A 23,358-nucleotide genomic window follows, 5' to 3' on the forward strand; every position below is an offset into this window, starting at 1 on the left:
TGGCGCGTTGCGGGAGTTCGAATGCAGTAATGAATTTGTTCGCTATCGATTTATGATGAATGAGTTCATTGAACGATATGTGGAGTCGCACTCAATTTCAGCGGATATTATTGAGCATTTCAAGATGCTATCGTAGCGAGAACGTAACAATTCATTGCTCTAGTGGGCCGAGATGCCTACTAAGTGGGTTTAGATTGCCGATTTTGTCTCCAGAATTTAAGATTAAATCTTGGACCCAACCGCAAAGTAAAAATGCCAATCAGCGATTTATGTCATTGAGGTGCTGCAATGCTGCCATACTGTTGAAAAATCAGATACAGTTGTTTCAGTGCTGGTAAGTTGTTAGATTGTTGTAACTATTCGCCGAGTGTGCTAATAAATAAAACTTTTATGTACGTGATGCTAAGGAAAACTTACTCAGAGCGGCGTTTTAAATGCTGTTGAAAATGCTTCTTTTGCCGGCAAAAAACTCATGGCCTGAAAGTGAAAATTGCTGACTAGCTTTATTGATTCTGGAACGGGAGTTTGCAATGGCTTTTGACGCGTCACCCTCATGGAGTGGCTTCAACTATCAAGGAAAGGTGGCGTTATATTGTGCGTTAAAAGCCATAAATAAAGAGCCAGTAGAGTCAGATCTTTCTAACTACCATTTGATGCTCGAAAATACTGAGGACTTTGAACTTTGGCACGACGAAGCTCCCATATCTGTCCACCAGGTTAAAGCATACAACTCGAGTAGCTATAGTAAATATACCAATGCTCTTGTCGCGATAACACTTGAGTTATATAAACAGGATGGCGTTAAGGGTTGGGTACACACATGGAAACCAATTAATTCCAAAACTGGTACTGCCAGTCTGGCTGCGTCGGTAAAGGATGATTTTAGGGCTATCATAGAAGAATATGATAATACAAATCCGAAAGACGGGAGCTCAATACTGGAAAAAGCAACATCCGGTGAAAAAAACATTCCAAAGTTGGCGGCTATTTTAAGAACAGCGTTTGAGGGCTTTACTTCCAAAGAGCTTTATAAGGTAATAGATTCCATACTTCATGAGCAAAACGATGCTATTGCTAGACTGGCTTCTTATCGGTATGAGGATAACAATGAATTTTGCGATTTAAATGAAATCGATAACAAAATCAAGTCAGAAATTGCTGAGGCCATGCAAGCTAGAGAGTTAACTGTTACAGAAGAGCAAAAGAAAAAAACCTTCTTCTATTTTTTAGGAATGATGGATCGCTACATTATTCAACGACACAAAAGAAAACAAAGTTCTGAAAAAATACCGATAGCGTTCAACGAAATTATACATGGTCTAGAAATAGATCACGAAGATATAGGAACTGAGTATTTGACATGTAAGTTCAAAGAGCAATTTGCGCGTTTGATTGATGAATACACAACAGGTCCAGACTATCACGATGAGCCGGTTGACCAGCTCTGTAACCTCAAAGAAGCAAAAAAAGCTCTGTTAAGTTTAAGCCCAAAAGAGCTGTGGTCACACTACCGAAATTTCAGCCCTCACATCTACTTAGAATACGATAACAACCTTGATAATGCTATTTCTACGGATAGGCTTGGTATTCGTTATGTGTTGATTAAAGCTTTTCACCAAATGAACATTGAGCGGGCATCACATGATGCATCAAAAAACAGGTTTACTTATCGAGCAAGTACACCACCGTACCAGAATTATCTCCCAACGACTATTACGAGCTTGCCTAGCGTCAGAGAAATTGAAAGGGAAATTATATCAAACCGCAGCATGAGTGAAGTTTTATTCGAGATTGAGAATCTTATCTATGGCGGTTCAGATGTGCACACGCTCTATCCAGGCTCTGTGGAACATACAGAAGCACCGCCATCTGAAGATGAAGATCCCCGTTCTAAAAGGGACGAAATACTAAAGCATATTACACTTGTTCCAATTCCGGCCGCTAAGGATGCATTAGCCTAATGATCAGTATCATAAATAATGTACTCTCCAATAATGGTTATGAGTTAGTAAGTATAGAACTTTCGGAAGATATAGCTGCTAAGGTCTGTCTTTTCTCCGCGTCCAAACCATGTAATCGGGAAGAATATTTCGTAACTTTAGAACTGAATGACCAATCCGACGAGATGGCAATAATTTTGCTGGAAAAGAAAGCACAGGAGTTATTTGGAGAAATAAGTGACTCAGGAGTCGTTGACAAAACATTTGAGAAAAATTGCACTATGATCGTCTGTCATGAGGAAGCAAGAATCAGCCTGCGAACTGTACTGGCATTAGAGGAGGACCAGTATAACTTTAAGAAAAATGTTATTGCTTATGATCCCCAGGAAGTTCATGCGATAGAAGAATTTTTGGCTAAGGAAAGCATCGAAAGGATTACCAATAGTTTGATAAATAATATAATCACCGCAGAGGGAGGGAAGAATTTTTTAGAATTTAAGAAGAGTCATAAAAGTAAAAAGGACCACTTTTCTCTGATATTAAAGATTGCTCTTAAGTTGCCCTTTATCACCTACATTCCAAGGGAACAGGAACTTATTAACCTCGATCAGGAAGTTGAAAGCTCACTCTCCGAAGAACAGTCTTTAATATATGATCAGTTGGTAAACTCTGATAAAGGTTGGGATGAAGAAAATACCGAACATCAAGTCGTAGCGATTTGGGGAAGTCTTCAGTGATCAGTCTAAGTAAAATTACGATATCGAATTTTAAGGTATTTGGCGCTGAACCATATACCCTGAATTTTAATGGTGATCGTCTAGTTTTACTTGATGGGCCGAATGGATATGGAGACTGTAAAAAATTTTGTGTAAATGGCTGTTTGCACTGTTAAATCCGATCCTGATACATGATCTCGAATTGCGCCATGGCCGGTTTCCAGTTGCGTATGGGCATCGTCCACTTTTTCGATGCCTGATGCAAGGCTAAGTACAATACCTTCATGATGGCCTCATCATTCGGGAACGACCGGCGAGTCTTGGTAATTTTACGCAATGACGCGTTCAGCGATTCGATGGCGTTAGTGGTGTAGATAGCCTTACGTATCTCCGCCGGGTATTCGAAGAATACGCTTAAGCGTTCCCAGTTTGCCCGCCATGAGCGGCTTATGGTCGGATGCTCTTCATCCCACTTTTCAGCGAACTCTTCCAGCGCCTGCTCTGCTGCAGCGCGGGTGGCAGCACCATAAATTAGCTTTAAGTCAGCTGCGATGATCTTGCGTTGCTTCCAGTTTACGTAACGCAGAGAGTGACGAATTTGATGCACGATGCACAGCTGTACCTGAGTCTTCGGGTAAACCGCTTCAATGGCTTCGGGGAAGCCCTTCAGGCCATCGCAACAGGCGATAAAGATATCATCGACGCCGCGATTTTTAAGCTCGTTCATCACAGATAACCAGAATTTAGCGCCTTCGGTTTGCGCCATCCACAGGCCAAGGAGCTCTTTTTCACCGTCGGTGTTAATACCAAGCGCCAGGTAGACTGACTTATTTTGAACAACGCCAGAGTCACGGCTGCGAACCACCAGGCAATCAAGGTAAACGACCGGGTAAAGCTTTGCCAGTGGTCGATGTTGCCAGGCCTTTACTTCGTCCATCACCTCGTTTGTAACCTGAGATATGAATGTGGGAGATACTTCAACACCGTAGGCTTCTTCAAGGTAAGCCTGGATATCCCGGGTAGTCATGCCTCTGGCATAGAGCGCGACGATGCGCTCATCGAATCCGTTAAGCTGACGTTCACCTTTGCGAACCAGTTTAGGCTCAAAGCTACCGTTGCGATCACGGGGAATATCCAGCTCGACGTCACCGTTGGTGCTACGAACAGCCTTCTTGGTTTTACCGTTGCGGGAGTTACCGCTGTTATTGCCGGCCGCATCATTTGGGGCGTAGCCTAAATGGGCTTGCATCTCGGCTTCTAAAGCGCGTTCAGCGACCTTCTTGGTAAGCTGCTTGAGCAGCCCAGCTTCACCTAAAATGTCGTCGGGTGAGTCACAGCCATCAAGCAGCTGATCGATGAGTTTGTCTGATATTGGCATTCTGATATCCTTCTTCGATATTGCTAAGAATGCCATTTACACAGATATTTTTACACTCTCGGATATGGCAAAACATCAGTCTTTGATGCTATTGAGTTGGGAATAACGGGGAATATTAGCCGTTTAATATCCTTGGAGGCTCGGCAGAATCCAGCTGACGTTGTCGTTGCTCATCAAGGTAACGAAAATGTTGAGGTCATACTGGAGTTTGTAGATTCAGAGTCCAATGTAAAAGTATTTCAGCGGAAGATGAAAGGCCGTGTTCCCGATAGCCACAAGAAAATATCTAAGTTTAAAGAGCTTTGGGAGCTGAATGAAATTGTGGATGGAAGAGCTGAACCGTCAAGTCAGGATAAGCTCAATCAATATTTTGGTTCGACTGATCTTGCACGGGATTTTTTACTTTTCCATTACGTACAACAAGAAGAGACATCACGATTTTTAAAGACGAAAAACGAAACGCAAAGAGCTGAAGAGCTTGCTCAGCTATTCGGCAACACACGTGAGTCTGATGAGAAGCTAAAGAAACTCATCGATATTTCCCGAAATATCAACAATACCAAACGAAAGATCAGCTCCCGAATTTTAGAAATAAAACAGCTATACAAAATTGACGACTTTAATAACATTAAAACTGAGGCCAATCAGCCACATGTTTATGCTCTACCATGGCTTGCTGAAACCAATATGAGCCCTTTTTGGGATTTGGTTGCAATCCCTGAGTTGGACCAAGAAAAGTTCAATAGCTCATTGGCAGAAATTACTCATGTTAAGAACCTTCTTCGCCATCAATTCTATTTTCTTAGAAATCGCCGTTTTGAGAACGCCATTCGGCAGCGGGAAATTCTTGAGCTGTATGTTGGCTATTTTAACTCTATTGCTGACTACGATGCACATGTGAAACAGAGTCAGAGGCATCGACTGATCGAGAGTTGCTACATAGCGCTTAAGAGCCGGGACCTAAAAAAAATTCGCAAAATACAGAGTTTTGAAACTCTTTTTAATGCGCTTAACCTGGAGGATAGTGTGGTTTTTGAAAGCTCACTCCAGCACCTTATTGACGAGGAGAAAAAATCGGTAGGCCTGAACTCAATTTACTCCGAACTCCTTAAACATCACAATTCTCTGTCAGCAGATCTCGATAGAATGCCAGATGAGTCTGCTTGCTTACTCTGCGGACAGGGCTACGAATCGCACGACGCATTGAACCACGCGATAATTAAACATGGGCATCTACTTCGTTCAGAGCTATCAGGGCAAGAGAAGGTGTTAGTCACTACTCGTGATAGCTTTGATAAAACACATTTAAGCCCTTTAATTGACGCATGTGCAGCCTATTTAAATGAGACGCAAGCTCCTTCTCAAGAGGAGCTGCTTGCTCTTTCTAAGGCTTTAAATATGAAAGAGCGTTTTGCAAAACTAAGAGATTGGCTGTTTTCTGAACACATCGAGCATGATGACTTACTTTTGAGTATGTTCCCGGCAACTGACGTTGTTAATAGCATTTCGGAGGCTACAGATTTTCTTTGCGAACGAATAAGAGCCGCAATAGGAGAAGGTCCAGATGGCTATCATGAAGCCAACCTTTCAAATGTGTTTGACAGAATTTATCGAGATTACTTCAACAGTCAGCATGATAGGTTGGCTCAGCTTGATGTTGGTTTGCTGGATAGGAAAGAACGTTACGTTAAGGATCTCTATTTCGCTTCCTTGAAAGAAGTCTCGTCGGAACTTGTCGAATTATCTAAACGACATGAGATAATGGTACGCGCCGCAAATGACGTAGATAAGCTTGCAGGTATTTTAAAAGGCAAAATAAAGCAGTATAGGAAAAAACTTATTACTGATATTGAGATCCCGTTCTACATATACTCCGGTAAAATTCTGCAATCTCACCAAGCTGGACTTGGACACGGGATATTTATTAAGGACCCTACTGGCCTAGACGAGCTTAAAAATGTGCGGCTTGTTTCAAATTGGGAAAGCGATCATGATATTCTTAATACCATGAGTTCTGGCCAAATATCAGCCGTTGTTATTGCTTTAACTTTGGCTTTGCATAAAGTCTATGCTAATCGGTTTTCTAGTATTTTTATTGACGATCCAGTTCAGACTATGGACGACATCAATATGTCATCTTTGGTTGAAGTGTTGCGGAACGATTTCCGTGAGAAATATATAATTTTATCGACGCACGAAGACAAAGTAGTAAGGTACTTTACATATAAATATCTTAAGCATCATGAAGAAGTAAAAATCATAAACTTGATGCAGCGAAAGGAATGGATTCCTAGGGATAAGTTTCTCTATAGGGAAGGAAGTGGTGGCTAGAATCGTTTGATAATAAATCTGAAAAATCGGATGCGCCAATAGATTCACGCTTGAATCATAGAACTTTATAAGGGGCTTCGAATCTTTCGACTCAAAGCTCCCTCAGCAAATTTAAAGTCGTCGGCAGCGTGATACCGTCGCTTGAAGTTGCAGCATTGACTTCCAAGCACACTCTAAGCATTCGATAGCTCAGAATGTTCTGCGTCTTCGTATAGCTTTAATGACAAATTATAAATTGCCAGACTGTGAAGTGCAGCTTGCATCGCTCGCGAGGAGTATCGGCTGTATTTTTGCTCTTTCATCCATTGTTGGGTTTTCTCACTTAAACCTTCGGCTAGGAAAAATAGTCGGCCTATTCCATGGTAAGCGTAACGCGAACCACACAACCGGCCAAGATAATTGACGCTAGGATGTGAGTTCGATATTCCAGGGCAGTAAGTGGTCGATATTATCGCTGTCGTTAATGAGTGGCCACTGCTTGAACAGGCTCATCAGGTAGTCAATCGGTTGCAGTCCGTTGGCTTTGGCGGTTTCTACCAAGCTGTACAGCATCGCACTGGCATCCGCTCCACCGTAGGTATTGGCAAACAGCCAAGCTTTGCGACCAATCACGAACGGTTTGATAGCGCGCTCAGCGCGGTTGTTATCGATATTAATGCGTCCGTCGGTTAAATACACTTGCAACTTCGACCATTGGTTCAATGTATATTGCACGGCTTTGCCTATCACGCTCGTCGGTGGCACTTGGTTTAACTGCATGTTTCGGATGAATCCGAACACTCATTTCGGTTCAATCCGATCACCCATTTCGGTTTAAACCGATCACCTGTTTCGGTTTTATCCGATCACTTTTAGCCTTTTTCCGAAATCACTGTTCGGATTGCCGAAATCGGTGATCGGAATGCCGAAATACCGTTCTTTTTCTAACTAAATCAACTGGTAAGCTCAACTCAACGCAACTGCATTGAGGAATGGCTGACCATGGCTAGAAAGAGAACCCAAATGAGTAAGATAAAAGACATCCTGAGACTTCGGTTTGATGCCGGGCTCAGTTAGAGAGACATCAGTAAATGCTTATCTGTCGGCCCCGCCACCGTTAGCGAGATTTTATCGCGCTTTGCTGCCAGTGAACTCACCTGGCCGCTGCCTGAGGAGTTCAGTGACACTGAGCTTGAGGCTGCTGTATATAGAGGCCGGAATGTGTCCCGCGCCAAACGCCAGCCAGATTTTTATGAAATGCATCAAGAGCTCAAGCGTAAAGGGATGACAAAGCTACTGTTGTGGCGCGAGTACCGGGAAAAGGACTCAGCCACTGCCTATGGTTACACGCAGTTCTGTGAGCACTATCGCAGTTGGCGCAAGACCCAAAAGCGCAGCATGCGACAATTACACCTTGCCGGCGATAAACTGTTTATCGATTACTGCGGCCCGACAGTGCCTATCCTCAATCCCGATACCGGTGACGTTCGCTATAACGCACAAGTCTTCGTGGCAACCTTAGGTGCTTCAAATTACACCTATGTTGAAGCCGGGCGTTCACAGCAACTGGAAGACTGGATCATGGCGCACGTACGCGCCTTTGAGTTCTTCGGTGGCGTACCACAGCTACTGGTGCCGGATAATCTGCGCTCGGCGGTCACCAGGGCAAACCGCTACGCACCGGTGTTAAATGAAAACTATGCGCGCATGGCGCGTCATTACAACACCGCCATCATGCCTGCCCGACCTTATAAACCCAAAGACAAATCAAAAGCAGAAAACGCCGTTCTTATCGTAGAGCGGTGGATCTTAATGCGTCTGCGACATGATCACTTTTATACGCTATCCAGCCTTAATCAGCGGATCCGGGAGCTGCTGGTTGAGCTTAATCACCGTCAGCAACGCGTTCACCCGGGCTCACGGCACGAACTTTATATCCGTCTTGATAAACCAGCGCTAATGCCGTTGCCTGCGTATGGCTATCAATACATCGACAGTAAACAAGCCCGGGTCGGACCGGACTACCATGTTCTGTACGCTAAGCACGCTTACTCTGTACCCCACAACCTGGTCGGACAGACCGTTACACTGGAAGCAACAGCGCAAATCATCTGCTTTTACTATCAGGGTAAGGTCGTGGCACAGCACCCCAGAAAACATCAGCCCGGCGCGTTTAGTACGATTAAAGAGCATATGCCGGATGCTCACGTAAAACAGCGCTGGGGTGTTGAGCGCCTGCTTGGCTGGGCTGAAACCATCGGCAGCGGCACTCGTGCGGTTATCGCAGCCCAACTGGCTCGTCGACAACATCCGGAGCAGGCAATAAAAAGCTGCCTCGCTATCCTTAACCTGGGCAGTAAATACGGACAGGAGCGGCTTGAAGCCGCCTGTCAGAAAGCGCTAGTGCTCGAGCAACCACACCGCAAGGTCATTCTGAACCTGCTGGCAAATAATAAAGAGCAAGACCTCACGCATACCGAAGCCGACGACTCGCCGGCGGTTAACCATCCCAACATCCGTGGACAACACTACTACCAATAAGGACGATCATTATGAGTTTATCATCACTCCATGAACAACTGCGTGCATTACGGCTGGGGCACTTCTCTCAGGCGTTACAACAGCAGCAAGAGCAACCGGATACCTATACCGACATGAGCTTCGAAGAGCGTCTCGGTCTGCTTGCCACCCACGAAATACTGTGCCGTGACAACACCAAAGTAAAACGTCTGACCCGCCAGGCAAAGCTGCGCTTCGATGCCCGCCCGAGCGGTATCGATTACCGCAGTGGGCGTGGGCTTAAGAAAGAAAAAATAGCGGTGCTACTAAGCGGGCAATATCTGCACTACAACCAGAACATTATCATCACCGGGGCAACAGGCTGTGGTAAAACCCACCTGGCTAGTGCGCTGGCAACGCAGGCCAGTGAACAACATCACAGTGCTCGTTATTACCGCCTCGGAGAGCTGCTGGATGAGTTACACGTTGGACATGCTGACGGCTCTTACCGACAGCAGTTGAATATTAGCGAAGCGAAAACTGCTTATCCTTGATGACTGGGGCATGGAGAAGTTAAGTGCTCGTCAGGCGAATGACCTGCTTGATGTGATGGAAATACGCTACCAACAATCCAGTACCATTATCGCCAGTCAAATCCCCACCAGCGAGTGGTACAAGCTGATACCCAGTCCCACCATTGCCGACGCCTTACTTGACCGCTTATTGCACAACAGTCACCGAATCGAACTGACAGGAGAATCCATGAGAAAACTAGACCAATCCGATCACTTAGCGTAAAAAGAGGGTTATGAAAAAGAACGGCTAACAGGTGATCGGATAACTCCGGAATCGCTGTTCGGAATCACCGAAATACGCAGTTTAACTGCGTATCAAGCCACTCTTTCAAGTCGCTCATTACAGCTGCGGATTCGCTTTGCCGTGCATGCAAACGCTCATCCGCTGACTTATCAGCCATCAGCCGTTCAACACGGTACAGCTTTTGAATAAACGCAATCGCAACATCTGCTTTACCGGTTTTCTTTTTCCCCTGCACGGTTTTGGCGTCCACGAACTTACGTCTGGCATGTGCCCAGCAACCGGCAAGGATAGCATCAGTTTGCTCGTAACCTTGATAGCCGTCCACTTGCAATGGCCCACGGTAACCCTGCAGGAAGTCCTTCGGATGTGACCCGCCGCGACCATCCTGGTAGTCATACAGTACGATGTTGGGTGGTGATGAGGTATTACCGGGCGGCGGCTTATCTGTGCCGCAACCATACACCCACATGTAGGATTTTCTTTTCTCAGACTGGATGACTTTTATTGTTGTCTCGTCCGCCCACAGCACAGGCTGTTGCACGAGAAGGTCATGCATGCGCTGGTACAGTGGCTCAAGTTTTTGACTCACCGCTACCAACCAACGGCTCATGGTCTGGCGACTGATATCGGCGCCGAACTGCTTGAACATGGCTTCCTGGCGATACAGCGGCAGGCCATACTGGAACTTCGCTGTAATGATTTGGGCCAGTAAGCTTGGCGTAGTGATGCTTTTTGGCAGCATGCTTGCCGGCACCGGTGCCTGCTTTATCCTGGTTTCAGTGCCTTGCTGCTCACAAGTGCGGCAGCTGTATTTAGGTCGAATATGTCGAGTCACCTGCATCTTAGCCGGGATGAAGTCGAGCTTCTCGCTGACATCCTCGCCCATGCGATGCATGTCCGTGCCACAGCATTCGCAGGTTTTATCGTCATCGCTGATATCGTGAATGACTTCTTTACGCGGCAATGATGCATCGAGTCTGGCACGGCGCGGTAGTTTTCGGGTGTAGGCAACGTGTTGTTCGACAGCGACCTCTTCCTCATCAGGATTGAGGATGTCTTCCACTTCGTTGAACAAGTCGCCTTGACCCGGAAGACCTTCAGCACTGGCCGCAAAACGCTTTTTCAGCTCAAGCTGCCATTTTTCAAATAACTGATAGAAGTCACGCTTCCAGCGCTCACTTTCTTGTTGCAGGCGAGCCTTCTCAGCCTGCTGCTCAAGCAGCATAGCTTTGAGTGCTTCAACATCGTCTGGAAGTGTGTTTGCATCAATCTTTTTCATGCGGACATTATACCGCATAAATCGGCGCTAAACCGCAACAGATAAAGGCTTTCTTAGACCGATTAGTGATCGAAAAATCATGGTTTATGCTTGATCCCTATATGAAAAAAACGATCATGTTATCGAGCTAAAATGCAGTGGTTGATGGCCTTTCATCAGGGTAATATCCAGACCATCCAAAAGCCATGCCCATTGCTGCTCAGTCAGGGAAATGGTGCTGCCTGACATCTTTTTCGGCCATTTGAACCTGGCTTTCTCAAGACGCTTGTACCACAAGCAAAAGCCTGTTTTATCCCAATACAGAGCCTTGAGCTTATCGCGTTGGCGATTGCAAAAAATAAATAGCGCACCACTGAACGGTGAGAGCGCCATTTCACTCTCTACAATGGCACTCAAGCCATTAATGCTTTTACGAAAGTCGACCGGCGCCTTGTGTAAGTAAATTGCCGGTGGCTCAACGAACATCTTCATGCGCTGAGCTCTTTGACCAATTGCGCGACCCAACGCGGTGATACCGACAACGGCAACACCAATTCGGTTTGGCCAAGACGAAGCTGCAAGGTTTGCTGCGCGGTGACCGACTGAGGCACCGCTAGAGCAAAGCTCGTGTCATTATCTTCAGCTTCGCGCTTAAGCTCTGCTCGACGTTGACTGAAGTAGGCAGAATTTATGCCGCGTGGCTCACAAAAGTCTTTCTGACTCAGGTTGCTTTGTTCAAATTCAGCAATGAGCTCACGCCATTGCTCGCGAGTTCGGTATGCTCGGCTCATGATGCTACCACCTTATTGGTTAAACTTGATGGTAGCCTATGGCTTTAAACTATGACTGAATAGGTGTGGTTCGAGTTACGCTTACATTCCATGTAAGTATTTTTGTGAAACACCGCTCTTTCTTCGCATCTTTATTTTACCTACTCGGGACTGCGCTTCGTCCCATGACTGTTGTACTTTTTCTCTAGTCATACTGTCGCTAACTTCTATCACAAGGAGCCACCTATTTGATTTTACTGCAACTTGAAGGGGGTCGAGTATTAGCTTTAGCTGCTCTGGCGTAGATAAAGAGACGTAACGATGTGCATGTGTGGTCATCTTAAGAAACTCATGAATTGCTCGTTTAAGCTCTGCACTTAAAGGCTCCCCTGATGGTGGAGATAATTTGTGCAGTATCCGAGCAGACTCCAGCACTTCGCCAGTTATTGCTGGCATAGGCACGCTGAGACTTCTAGACTCACTACTGTATAGGCGGGGGCAAGACTTTGTTGTAACGTAGGTCTTAGCAATTCGCTGAGCGGCCTGAATGACACTATGAACTCGCCTTAAGTCCACATTATAGACGTCGGAAATTTCAGTTACGTCTATTCCCCTGTCGAATGCAGTTAAGATTTGGCTTATCCTATCAACGGAAAAAGTTGCTGGGCGTTCAAGTTATGTAGCGTCAATTACCTTGGCCGGTTTTCCGGCAATTATCCTGGCCGGTTGATACCGATTTTTAACTACCGTTGCTCATTGCCATTTTGCGCCGGTAACTTTCACCTTCGCAATGAAGGATTGTCGCATGATGCACCAGCCGATCGATGGCGGCGATGGTCATCGTTGAGTCATCGAACAGTTCATCCCATTGCTCGAACGACTTGTTTGATGTGATGATCATGCTGTGTCTTTCGTATCGATGTGCGATTAGCTCGAACAGCACACTGGTTTCCTGCTCGGTTTTGCGAACGTAACCTACGTCGTCCACGATAAGCAGATTGTATTTATCCAGTTTCAGCAGCTCATCCTGCAATCGAAGATGTTGTTTAGCCTGCTGTAGCTGTTGCACGATGGCTGACGCCGCGATGAACTTAACTTTATAGCCCTGCTCGATAAGCCCGTAACCGATGCCACTGGCGATATGGGTTTTACCCAGTCCGCTGGCTCCGAACAGTAAGACGTTAGAGCCGAGTTTCAGCCACCCGGGTTGGTTAACCAGGTCGATGACTTGGTGTTTTGAGATACCGTCGACCAGATTAAAATCGAAGTTGCCAAGGTTTTTTCCAGCCGGTAACTTGGCGTCTTTCAGCAACCGCTGTAAGCGTTTATCTTCGCGGTTTGCCAGCTCGATATGGCAGAGCTCCGATAAGTACTGCTGAGGGCTCCATTGCTCTTTAACGGCTTTATTGCCCAGCGCATCCCACTCTTTAACCATGGTGGCTAGCTTAAGCTGTTTGAGCATGAGTGATAATGAGGCCGTTGCGTTATCCATGCAGGCCTCCCGGTATCATGCTGGCATACGAGCTTAAGCTGTGTTGCTTGATGGTTAGTGATGGTGCTTTCGGCTCGATAACTAAAAAGCGCTCTTCGCATTCCCGGATGGCCGGTAATTGTCGCTGGGTAATTGACGCGGCAATAAAGCGCCCTAATTGACGCTCACAACCACTTTGTTTGGCTAAATGAAGCAGTTTTACCATGTAATAGCTGGCTTTATCGGCCGTTAGCGTGTCGTCGACATAGTCCCAGATGGCCTTGTAATTGTCGTCCGGTAATAGGTCATCGCGCAACTGTGAATGGCGGAAGGCGCGTGGCTTTTTCACCAGCGCATCAATCACATGCCGGTAATTGACGCTGCGGGCGCGACCACCTTTGTCGGCATAGACTCGCTCAAGCTCCATCACAAAGTCGGTGCCGTAAAATAGCGCTAACCGGTCATCATAAAGTCGTACCAGTAATCGACTGTCAATAAGCCGTGATGGCACCGTGTAGGTGACGCGCTTGAGGCAAATCGTGCTTGTCCGCGACACCGTGACATAATGCTCGGTGTAATTGACGCTCATTGCCCGGGGCAGCGGCTGTAATTGCCGCTGCTCGAGTTGGTATTTGTCGCTGACGCGACGATTACGCCGTTCTACCACATTGGCGACAAAGACTTCATACGCATCACGGCTGTCGAAGTCGTAACTACCGCGGATTTTTAGTGCTTGCTCGACTTGGGACTTGGTGTGCCCGTGCGGACTTTCGATAGCACCGTTCTCATGAGCAACACCCGGATTATTGCGTGTTGCTTTAAAACCGTAATGCTTCACAAGGTCGTTGAAGCGTTCGGTTAAGTCATCAACCGATGAGTGGTTTTTATAAGCGGCACTCAGGCTGTCGGTACGGGCTTCCCGAGGCACTCCCCCGGCGGCGTGTAGCGCATTTTGTAATCCGTCAGAGAAAGCCGCAAAGCTTTCACCACCGTAGATGACCTGCACAAACGCCCAGCCGCTGGCCGGCATCCGGTAATGAAACAGCATGTGCTTTAATGGCTCGCCGGCAATGGTGACCGGTGACTTCACATGAGTAAAATCGGTAATACCGAGCGCACCATATTCATGCGTTTGTATAAACACAACGTCTTTAGCTGGCCCGTGTAACGATCGCCATTTACGGATGCGGCGCTCAAGTGTACGACGCGAGCCGGGACTGAATTTATCGGTGTGATATTCGCAAAGGTGATCAAAAACGCCCACTGGCGTAATGTCATTATCCTGCTTGAGTATGGGAACAACAACGCTATCCCATACCGCTTCAAGCGGATCTTTGCGGGTGCGCCACTGGCGCTTACCGTCGTTCGTTTGTTGATTGGCTTTATCAAGGCGCCGGGCTGATCGCTCTGAAATGCCTGCCTTAGCAGCAGCGACAACTTGGCTATTTCGTGTTCTGTGTTTCATATAGATCATGACCTGTTGATCCGTGATTCGTGTTCCCGGCACAGTGAACTCCCTCCGTTCTGCTGTGCCGAACCTTATCAGATCAACCGGCCAAGATAATTGCCGCTAGACCGGCCACCGTAATTGTCGCTCAATATTCAAGTACATGATGATTCATTTTGATACTCCTTAAGAGCGTTTTGGTTTGAGGTTGTTTGTCCAACGGGTTCGCTCCTGTTGCAAAGCTAATTTGGCCAGCTGTAGCAGTTCAGGATTGTTCATCCGCTGTGTTTGGACCTGGGTTTGTTCAGCCAGTGATTTGAGCTTGGCTGACTGAATTCGGGAGAGCTTTTGTATTACTGAAAAGTCGATTGAAGCTTCTGTGCGGAGCACTGCTTCATGCAGCAATAAATCGGTGCAATGGCAGTAAGTTGATAATGCGGTGTCTGGTGTCAGATGGCCTGCAACTGATGCGATTTTATACAATATATTGAATGAATCGGAGGGCTGAAAGTATCGCCTGATTCTTTCAATTTCATCAACTGAGTATGAGCTAAAGTGACGAACTCGCTCAGTTGAGGCGAAGCAAATCAATTGGAACATCGTTAATGCATAATGGCGCAACTGGTAGAGCGGTGTTCTTACTCCAGAGTATTGGCTAAGCAACGCTGTTACATGGGTACTGACCTCGCGCATGTCAAATGGTACGTTACGCCCAGGGTGCGTTGTAAAAAGCAGCGCTGATTTTACTTGCCGCTGCTTAACGTCGCTTACTTCGTCCTGCCGGCGCCTGATAAATCGACGAATAAATTCACGCTCCTGCTGTTTTAGTAAGGTATCAATTTGAATTTGACGCGGCGAAGAAGCGCTTTTTGGTTTGTAATGTGGATTTCTACGAACAAATATATGTCCAGTGCCGTTGAGAGTTGCGTCTTTGATTTCAAGGTTGGCGATTTCGTGTGGCCTAAGCCCTATCCGCATCATGATAATCAGCATTGCTAGTAGGGAATCGCGAATATGCGCAGTTGTGTTGGAATAGATCTTGTCTACATCAACGAGTAACTGTTCGAGGTGGGCAGATGAGGGAAGAGCTGAACGGACAAATTCTGACTTTTTCGCATCGGTTTTTTGCAACGGGGTCGGTAGCTCAATATCGTGCACTTTATGCAGGTATTCCATTAAGTTTTCCAACATATCTGGAAAGCTTGAGTCAGAATTCTGCCCCATTCGTTGCAGCTCGGAGTAGAGTTCATCGATCTCGTCAGGTTCGAGGCCAGAAACAGCAATTCGCTCTGTTAGGTGCAACCAGATGGTTCCCATCGCACTCAGATATCTCGCGCCAGATCCAAATCTGCGAAGCGTACCGTGAGTGAACTGGTGGAGTAGCCATTCGAGTAAAAGATATTCAGGCTCAGACAGACTGTTTACTTCGCGTCGCTTGAGGGCTTGAAGCGCTGCTATCACTTCTTTGCGGCAGGCTTCGTCGATATTAGGTGTTGAATGCTCTTGTTTGAACAGTTCCCTGAGCTGACGGTTGATTTCAAAGTTATACGAGTTCAATTTTCGCTTTTTGAGTGATGATTTTTGCACGCGTGGTAATAGGGCGCGTTGTTCCAGTTTAGTGCCGCTATTGTGGTTAACATGCTGCGCGTGCATGGCCAGTAACGATTCATCAAATGTTGATGTGCTGCACACTTTACCTGACGCATAGTGCATCAAAAAACTTGGCATTTGCGCGCCTACTCGTTGACTGATGGACATTGCCACTGCTTGTAGCAGCAATGCAGTACTGACGTTATTTAAGGTTCCATGTGATACGTGAGCCTCGATTTTTTTTCGTAATCGTTGTGTGGCTGTTTGCTCGACACATAAAAGTGGCCTAGATTTTAAGAAGCCTGTAACCGCTAGCAGAGTGAGCCCCACTGGAAAAAACTTTCGCTCTGTGTATGAAACTCCAGCAGTTCGACGATTATGCTTATGATTATGACGCTCGTAGCACAAGTTAAAAAATATGTCGTCGCTTATACTCGTCGGTGGCTTCTGATAGGTCAAAACTGCAGTTTGAAAAGCTTCTAACCCCTCTTCAAAACACAAGCCTGATTCGAAAGCAGCAAAAAATAAGGCGCTATCAAGATGATCTGTCGGACTGAGCCCTTCTTTTTGAGTTTTTAGGCGTTCGATTTCTTTCTCATAAACGCCGGATATCAGGTTGGTGGCTCGCGAAACTTTCGGATTCATGAGGGGAGGCTTTTTAACGCTACGGTAAATACCAACGTTGAATAGAGTGCGGTGCAGTGAATCCAGCATGTATTTTACAAAGGTGCTAGTGACATCAGCCTTTTTTGCGACATTTTTTGTTTCGAGAAACAGTAATTCGCGCAACCCTGTGTCGACTGTTTCTAGTCCTACCCCATTCAGCCAAACAGATATTATTGCTGCCGCGCACGAGTCGGCATTTTTCTTTTTATCCTGCTGAGTAGAATTTCCAAATTTCTTTATGAGTTCTTTGGTGATGTCCATACGTGCCCCCTAAATTTGCTTGTAGAGTCCGGAAATAGTCCGAACTTTGTATAGGTCAAATAGCGCATCTATTGCGCGACTTACTTGTTGTAGATCGGAAAGGTTAAAAGCCGAAAAGTCAGAGAGAGGCGTGTCGAACTTCTGTCGGTGTCCCATGAAAGCAGATAAAAGATCGCGATCGATGCCACGACTGATCAGCTCTGATGAAATAGTGTGTCGATGCCAATTACTTCTTAGTAAAAACGGATCTTCAGCGTCTTCCGTTGATGCTGAGAAGTCGGCTAAGAAACTGTTAGTTGTGAGTCTCCTGAAAAGAGCGGATTTCCCCTCCAGCATCTCGCAAATACACGCATATTCATTAGGCTGCTGAAAGCGAAGTCGAACTTTTGCCGCTTCCAAGACTTTGCAATATTCACGTATCGAGTTGCGCGCGAATTTACATAGAGGAACAACCCTAAAGGACTCCGGTCCTTTATCTTCGATCTCAACGTGAGAGAAATCCCCGTAAAAATCATTAATCGTTCCAAACGGTCTTTTGGTCGGACGGTGAAGCGTTGCGAGAGACAAAACCTGAATTGTGTATGTTGCACAAGCGTTCAAAATCGTCTTCAACTCGTTCGAACTCAGCGCGGAACCGACGGCGTCTGTGATCAATTCAAAAATGGTTTGAACGCCGGAAGCGTTGAGTCTGCGGTTAGAACCGATTAATAAACCGCTAGTTTCGACTTCGAAATCGTATCCATTCAAGTACTCAGGTAATAGAAATAACTGCCCGAATCGGCGCAATGACTGGTGGAGGCTATCTAAGGGAAATGATGCATAAAAATTTTGCATGTGATCGTCGATGGGTCGGTTTGCAACATAATCGCGCTCGTAGCGGCTCATCCCGACTGTGCAATGTTCATAATCGATTGCTTTTTGCAGCCGCACACGAGTGACCAGTTGCTCGCCTGGTCCACGAAACTCAGATAGGAAGTTATCAAGAAGCTTTTCCCAAGCCTGAACACCTTTTTTCTGTTGCCGTATGACATCAATTGCCTTGGCTAATTCGGTGGGAACCAGAATATATGGATCAGCCTCAACTGCTTCCTTTGCAAAGGTAACAAGCAAAGATGATTCCGGACGACCAAATCGTAACTTCCAACTCAGGCCTAATCGACCCAACCCACTGGGAGTCAAAGAAAAGGAAACGTTCTCACCTACGATGTCGGCGACGGTTCGACCTGTGAACAATACTGTTAAAGCCAGACTGGCTACAAGTTCATCAGAATGAGCCTCGCAATGTTCAACGACTTTTTTGAGAGTGGGGATCGTTAGTCTATTTAGGGAAGCATTGCCATATTTTATATTGCGCCTAGCATGTTCAAATGCATACCGTTTCGCTAAACGTTTCTTATGTCGGTCTGAGGGTGGCAAAATCATTTTAAAACTCCCCCTACAATCCCGGTTCGGTATTGCTCTAGGTTTCGAATGTGTCGCATCGCACTTTTGTAATCAGCATTGGCAAGATTATAAGCTCGGGCCAAGGCAGTCTTTCCCTCGGTGGAGGTAAGCTGACTCAGAATCTCAACGGGGCACATCTCCATAAACTTTTTAAGCTGGGCGAGGTAAGTGTTACTTTTGAGTTGTGAGCTCATATCGAGATATACGTATCTCCATGCGTGTAAAGATATCTCGGTCACCGGTAGAGCTGAAAAGCAAATCAGTTCAATACTTTTATCTGCATCCCGCAACTCTTTCCAGCCGGAAAACACGCCAAAATTATTTTCTGATTTCACCGCAATCGGGTATTCAGTTTGTATCAATCTTGATTCAACTAAACTGGACGAGTTGCTGTCACATTGTCTAAGCAGTTGACACGAAAGGTCGAAGGGCAATCGTGCTTCAGATAAGATAAATACCCTCTCGATTTCTACTTCTGTAAGGCGTCCTTTTATTGCGTTCATATCCGATCCCTAATATTTGAAACATTGCTTCAGCAGCGCCAAAAAGCGATGTATGTTATGAAGTTATAATATCGGATCTGATCAGGAGAAAACCTTGGGGAGCACGGTATAAAAGGACTTTCACGAATCATTTGAAATTTTTTCTCTAAAAATAGAGAAAAAATGGTGCATGGAATTTGTGTGTTTTTTTCAAACAGCTGGGATTTTTTAGGCTTGAGAGGCTATTTTTTGGAAAGTTATTGGGTACAAGGGTGTTAATCGCACTACTTTTTAACTAGCAATAGACGCCTGAACAAGACCATGTGGGTCGTCAATTATCGACTTAAACTACTCCTTCCGGCTTCACTATGACCATGCTATTAGGGTCCTTATTTTCCCTGACGAAAAGCCGTGGCGTTTCAGACTCAGGAATCCCCTCCAGCATCAACGCTGCTTTGGCTTGCTCAAAAGCCAAAGCAATTGAGAGTCCAAAGCCGATAGACGAATAAAATTGAGAAGAAAAAATTCTTGCTGCGTCATCGGAAATGCTGTCTGACATACCTATAGCCGCGTCAACATGCTGGACAATAGCTTCTGCCTGGCCTTCTGAAAAACAAGTATTGAATAACACAAGGCGAATATTGCTTTCTGTTGCGACCATGGTTTGAACTATAGCTTCCTTGGTTATCAGTTTTGTATCGCCTTTATTATCTTGGAGTACGAGTTCATCTCTATCCGAACCATGACCGCTAAAATGCACTACCGTCGGGTTGGTCTCGTTGAGCGACTGAAGAATGTCAATGGAGCGAGTCGCCCAAAATGAATGAAACGTAATGGAGTCCCTATGTAGCGACTTTCTCAGCATTTCTTGAATAGAGCGAACTTCCTCATCTAAGCGCAGCAAGTCTTGATCAAGCGGGTTAGCGGCGAAAAAGGCTATTGCAATCTTCTCTGGTAGCTTCGTCAGTTGCTCGAGTTCGATGATTGTAGATTGGTGAAGGCGATCATGCTCTGATAAGGTGAGAGTGTAAAAATATCTGTGTAAATGGCATTCTTAGCAATATCGAAGAAGGATATCAGAATGCCAATATCAGACAAACTCATCGATCAGCTGCTTGATGGCTGTGACTCACCCGACGACATTTTAGGTGAAGCTGGGCTGCTCAAGCAGCTTACCAAGAAGGTCGCTGAACGCGCTTTAGAAGCCGAGATGCAAGCCCATTTAGGCTACGCCCCAAATGATGCGGCCGGCAATAACAGCGGTAACTCCCGCAACGGTAAAACCAAGAAGGCTGTTCGTAGCACCAACGGTGACGTCGAGCTGGATATTCCCCGTGATCGCAACGGTAGCTTTGAGCCTAAACTGGTTCGCAAAGGTGAACGTCAGCTTAACGGATTCGATGAGCGCATCGTCGCGCTCTATGCCAGAGGCATGACTACCCGGGATATCCAGGCTTACCTTGAAGAAGCCTACGGTGTTGAAGTATCTCCCACATTCATATCTCAGGTTACAAACGAGGTGATGGACGAAGTAAAGGCCTGGCAACATCGACCACTGGCAAAGCTTTACCCGGTCGTTTACCTTGATTGCCTGGTGGTTCGCAGCCGTGACTCTGGCGTTGTTCAAAATAAGTCAGTCTACCTGGCGCTTGGTATTAACACCGACGGTGAAAAAGAGCTCCTTGGCCTGTGGATGGCGCAAACCGAAGGCGCTAAATTCTGGTTATCTGTGATGAACGAGCTTAAAAATCGCGGCGTCGATGATATCTTTATCGCCTGTTGCGATGGCCTGAAGGGCTTCCCCGAAGCCATTGAAGCGGTTTACCCGAAGACTCAGGTACAGCTGTGCATCGTGCATCAAATTCGTCACTCTCTGCGTTACGTAAACTGGAAGCAACGCAAGATCATCGCAGCTGACTTAAAGCTAATTTATGGTGCTGCCACCCGCGCTGCAGCAGAGCAGGCGCTGGAAGAGTTCGCTGAAAAGTGGGATGAAGAGCATCCGACCATAAAGCCGCTCATGGCGGGCAAACTGGGAACGCTTAAGCGTATTCTTCGAATACCCGGCGGAGATACGTAAGGCTATCTACACCACTAACGCCATCGAATCGCTGAACGCGTCATTGCGTAAAATTACCAAGACTCGCCGGTCGTTCCCGAATGATGAGGCCATCATGAAGGTATTGTACTTAGCCTTGCATCAGGCATCGAAAAAGTGGACGATGCCCATACGCAACTGGAAACCGGCCATGGCGCAATTCGAGATCATGTATCAGGATCGGATTTAACAGTGCAAACAGCCATTTACACAAAATTTTTTACAGTCTCGATAAGGTTCTTTTTACTTGCTCAAACCTTTTTTCCTGCTCTTTACTTTGTTTTTTGCTTTGCTTTTCTTCTAAGTCATTAACTTGACGAAGGGCTCTGTCTACTTCTTTCTGCTTACTAGAGATTTTCGCTTCAATTTTTGCCAAATTCTCTGCTTCCTTGCTGGCGTTTTTGCTGAAACGCTCAGCCTCTCTTAATTTAGTTTTTATCGTAGAGGATGATTTGGATTTGTTAGCTGCCTCGGAAGCTTTTTGTGCTTTAACTGAGTATTCAGCATATTTTTTATGTATTTTGGCCTTGCTGGCAGTTAACTTGGCTACTTCCTCTCGTTTTCGTTGAAGGGTATTTCTGTAGCTATCAATTAATGACACTGTTTTGCTTCCTTATATAAAGCAGGTATCTAAGCCGATTTCTTAATACCCTGCTAAAAATCAGTTCCCAAGAGCAGCCAATGTTTTGAGAAGTAAGTTTGAATGCCTTGCCCCGGATTATATCGCGGATATAGCTTTTCAAATGCTGCTCTTGCTGCCTCATAAGAAGTGTCGGGAATGGAGCCAATGCTCTTCGCTAAGAAGAGCATTGCGAGTGAAGGTGCTCTTGATTCGCCCTGATTACAATGTATGAGTATGGTTTGCCCTTGCTCCCAATGATTTTTAGCAAAATCCAAAAACGTGATAAAGAGAGCCGGCTTGAACAGCGGTACCGGAGGATCGATTATATTGAGAAATAAGTCGTTCTCTTTTTCGAGTACCAAGTAATTAGGATGGGTATTTGGTAGGTTGCCGCGGTAACCAATCTCTCCCTGATGGCATGGACTTTTGCAGGCATGTACGACAGCCGTTTTAGCGTTACCAGAAGTACATGACTGGTCGTTAGCGACAATTACTCTCTCATAGATCTCCAACATAACTCTCCTTGACGTTGGTAGCGGATTGATGCACATCCATTTTGGATTCGTTTCTATTTAGGACGATACAAGAGTTAATTGATCTCAACAAGCACAAAAATCATACAGCTACATGATTACTATTTATGGTGGCTGCACGATGTTATTGAGCTTAAATGGTTTGATAAGTAACAAATATACGTTGTTTATCGGCGTGTTTAGTTTTATTATCAAACCAAGTCAGTTTGACTAATATTAAATCCACGTCAATAATCAACGTAGATAGATGACATTGCAAACCCAAAAGAGCATCACATGCTAAATCACGAAGCAGGCAAAACGCTAAAGCAAAAACTTCCGCTTGGTATGGTCGCAACGAAACGCTGGCTACAAGAGCAGGGGTTAAGTTTGCATTACATCGACAATTCCGTTCGAAGAGGGGCCTTAGTCGTAGCCGTTCCCGGTGTTTATTACCGAGATGAAGCCCGTCCGACTTGGCAGGGCGTGGTCGCTTCACTGCAGCGAATGGCGACGTTCGCAGTCAATGTGGGGGGGCTGACCGCTCTAGAGTTAAATGGTGTAAGCCATTACGTAAATCAAAGTGGAAAACGCACGATTGGTCTATATTGCCCTGAGAAGCTTCCTGGATGGGTTGATAAAATTGGTGTGAAAGCTACTTTCGAATGGCATGGAACGAAGCGATTGTGGCCTGAGTCACTCATGCACGACCAGCGCGTTCTACGTCCTTATGAATGGTCAAAAGGTCTTCCGGAAATAACGTATTCGTGCGTTGAAAAAGCCTATCTGGAAGTACTCAACGAGGTGCCTAAGCACGTCAGTTTCGAGCATGCTGACGTGCTTCTTCAGGGGTTACATAACTTGTCACCTCGTAAGTTGGATACGCTGTTAAAAGGCTGTCTTAATGTAAAAGTGAAACGGTTATTTTTTTGGTTAGCGGAGCGTAATCAACAGCCTTGGTTTAAATACTTGAAGTCAGAGGATTACGACTTAGGAGCAGGTAAGAGAGTCGTAGCGGTAAATGGTCGCCTGGAAAACAAATGGCAAATTACGGTTCCCAAGGAGATGTAAATTAT

The 23,358-nt window shown here is 45.9% G+C and carries 18 protein-coding genes and 3 pseudogenes; 8 read left to right on the forward strand and 13 right to left on the reverse strand.

Going from position 1 to position 23,358, the window contains the following annotated elements; all coding sequences use genetic code 11:
- Positions 1–530: 530 nt before the first annotated feature.
- Positions 531–1,961, forward strand: coding sequence for an ABC-three component system protein (locus KZ771_RS11675; RefSeq protein ID WP_290653611.1), 1,431 nt, complete (start codon positions 531–533; stop codon positions 1,959–1,961).
- Positions 1,961–2,677 (forward strand): ABC-three component system middle component 1, encoded by a 717-nt coding sequence (locus KZ771_RS11680; RefSeq protein WP_290653613.1) that lies wholly within the window; start codon positions 1,961–1,963, stop codon positions 2,675–2,677. The genes KZ771_RS11675 and KZ771_RS11680 overlap by 1 nt, the downstream gene beginning before the upstream one ends.
- A 151-nt stretch (positions 2,678–2,828) precedes the next feature.
- Here KZ771_RS11680 and KZ771_RS11685 read toward each other — a convergent pair whose 3' ends face one another.
- Positions 2,829–4,034, reverse strand: a complete 1,206-nt coding sequence (locus KZ771_RS11685) for an IS256 family transposase (RefSeq protein WP_290569042.1) — start codon at positions 4,032–4,034, stop codon at positions 2,829–2,831.
- A gap of 72 nt (positions 4,035–4,106) precedes the next feature.
- Between KZ771_RS11685 and KZ771_RS11690 the strand changes: the two are divergent.
- A pseudogene (locus tag KZ771_RS11690) lies at positions 4,107–6,365 on the forward strand (hypothetical protein); the annotation flags it as partial.
- Positions 6,366–6,770: 405 nt separating this feature from the next.
- Here KZ771_RS11690 and KZ771_RS11695 read toward each other — a convergent pair.
- Positions 6,771–7,112 (reverse strand): annotated as a pseudogene (locus KZ771_RS11695) (transposase); the annotation flags it as partial.
- Between the two features lie 315 nt (positions 7,113–7,427).
- On the opposite strand from KZ771_RS11695, the gene istA (KZ771_RS11700) reads away from it, so the two are divergent.
- From istA (KZ771_RS11700) to KZ771_RS11710, 3 genes are read left to right on the forward strand one after another with little or no spacing between them, the layout of a single operon-like run.
- Positions 7,428–8,885, forward strand: coding sequence for an IS21 family transposase (gene istA / locus KZ771_RS11700; protein ID WP_290654853.1), 1,458 nt, complete (start codon positions 7,428–7,430; stop codon positions 8,883–8,885).
- Positions 8,886–8,896: 11 nt separating this feature from the next.
- Positions 8,897–9,397 carry an ATP-binding protein gene (locus KZ771_RS11705; protein WP_290653615.1) on the forward strand — a complete coding sequence of 167 codons (501 nt, stop codon included), beginning with the start codon at positions 8,897–8,899 and terminating at the stop codon, positions 9,395–9,397.
- A gap of 10 nt (positions 9,398–9,407) precedes the next feature.
- Positions 9,408–9,641: an ATP-binding protein gene (locus tag KZ771_RS11710; protein WP_290653616.1), complete on the forward strand. Its 234-nt coding sequence runs from the start codon at positions 9,408–9,410 to the stop codon at positions 9,639–9,641.
- 64 nt (positions 9,642–9,705) lie between these two features.
- Here the strand turns inward: KZ771_RS11710 and KZ771_RS11715 are convergent, their stop codons facing one another.
- From KZ771_RS11715 to KZ771_RS11755, 9 genes are all read right to left on the reverse strand, one after another.
- Positions 9,706–10,941: an IS66 family transposase gene (locus KZ771_RS11715; RefSeq protein ID WP_290653618.1), complete on the reverse strand. Its 1,236-nt coding sequence runs from the start codon at positions 10,939–10,941 to the stop codon at positions 9,706–9,708.
- Between the two features lie 114 nt (positions 10,942–11,055).
- Positions 11,056–11,412, reverse strand: coding sequence for an IS66 family insertion sequence element accessory protein TnpB (tnpB, locus tag KZ771_RS11720; protein WP_034821960.1), 357 nt, complete (start codon positions 11,410–11,412; stop codon positions 11,056–11,058).
- A complete protein-coding gene (locus tag KZ771_RS11725) occupies positions 11,409–11,711 on the reverse strand; it encodes a hypothetical protein (protein ID WP_051018781.1) in 303 nt (100 codons plus the stop codon). Before KZ771_RS11725 ends, tnpB begins: the two co-directional genes overlap by 4 nt.
- A gap of 718 nt (positions 11,712–12,429) precedes the next feature.
- On the reverse strand, positions 12,430–13,182 hold the full coding sequence (istB, locus tag KZ771_RS11730) for an IS21-like element helper ATPase IstB (protein WP_290653625.1): 753 nt from the start codon (positions 13,180–13,182) through the stop codon (positions 12,430–12,432).
- Entirely contained in the window at positions 13,175–14,668 is a 1,494-nt protein-coding gene (gene istA, locus KZ771_RS11735; protein WP_290653627.1) for an IS21 family transposase, read from the reverse strand. The genes istB and istA (KZ771_RS11735) overlap by 8 nt, the downstream gene beginning before the upstream one ends.
- A gap of 126 nt (positions 14,669–14,794) precedes the next feature.
- Positions 14,795–17,125 carry a hypothetical protein gene (locus tag KZ771_RS11740; protein ID WP_290653629.1) on the reverse strand — a complete coding sequence of 777 codons (2,331 nt, stop codon included), beginning with the start codon at positions 17,123–17,125 and terminating at the stop codon, positions 14,795–14,797.
- A 9-nt stretch (positions 17,126–17,134) separates the two neighbouring features.
- Complete coding sequence (locus KZ771_RS11745; RefSeq protein ID WP_290653631.1) at positions 17,135–18,547, reverse strand: hypothetical protein; 1,413 nt, start codon at positions 18,545–18,547, stop codon at positions 17,135–17,137.
- Complete coding sequence (locus KZ771_RS11750; protein ID WP_290653633.1) at positions 18,544–19,071, reverse strand: hypothetical protein; 528 nt, start codon at positions 19,069–19,071, stop codon at positions 18,544–18,546. The genes KZ771_RS11745 and KZ771_RS11750 overlap by 4 nt, the downstream gene beginning before the upstream one ends.
- A gap of 322 nt (positions 19,072–19,393) precedes the next feature.
- Positions 19,394–19,954, reverse strand: coding sequence for a CHAT domain-containing protein (locus KZ771_RS11755; protein ID WP_290653635.1), 561 nt, complete (start codon positions 19,952–19,954; stop codon positions 19,394–19,396).
- Between the two features lie 177 nt (positions 19,955–20,131).
- On the opposite strand from KZ771_RS11755, the pseudogene KZ771_RS11760 reads away from it, so the two are divergent.
- A pseudogene (locus KZ771_RS11760) lies at positions 20,132–21,338 on the forward strand (IS256 family transposase).
- Between the two features lie 30 nt (positions 21,339–21,368).
- Here the strand turns inward: KZ771_RS11760 and KZ771_RS11765 are convergent.
- Both KZ771_RS11765 and KZ771_RS11770 read right to left on the reverse strand, forming a co-directional pair.
- Entirely contained in the window at positions 21,369–21,749 is a 381-nt protein-coding gene (locus KZ771_RS11765; protein WP_290653637.1) for a hypothetical protein, read from the reverse strand.
- A gap of 53 nt (positions 21,750–21,802) precedes the next feature.
- A complete protein-coding gene (locus tag KZ771_RS11770) occupies positions 21,803–22,285 on the reverse strand; it encodes a hypothetical protein (RefSeq protein WP_290653639.1) in 483 nt (160 codons plus the stop codon).
- A gap of 294 nt (positions 22,286–22,579) precedes the next feature.
- Between KZ771_RS11770 and KZ771_RS11775 the strand changes: the two genes are divergently transcribed.
- On the forward strand, positions 22,580–23,353 hold the full coding sequence (locus KZ771_RS11775; RefSeq protein ID WP_290653641.1) for a type IV toxin-antitoxin system AbiEi family antitoxin domain-containing protein: 774 nt from the start codon (positions 22,580–22,582) through the stop codon (positions 23,351–23,353).
- Positions 23,354–23,358: the final 5 nt, after the last annotated feature.

The organism is Idiomarina sp. (assembly GCF_019431395.1).
Taxonomy (GTDB): domain Bacteria; phylum Pseudomonadota; class Gammaproteobacteria; order Enterobacterales; family Alteromonadaceae; genus Idiomarina.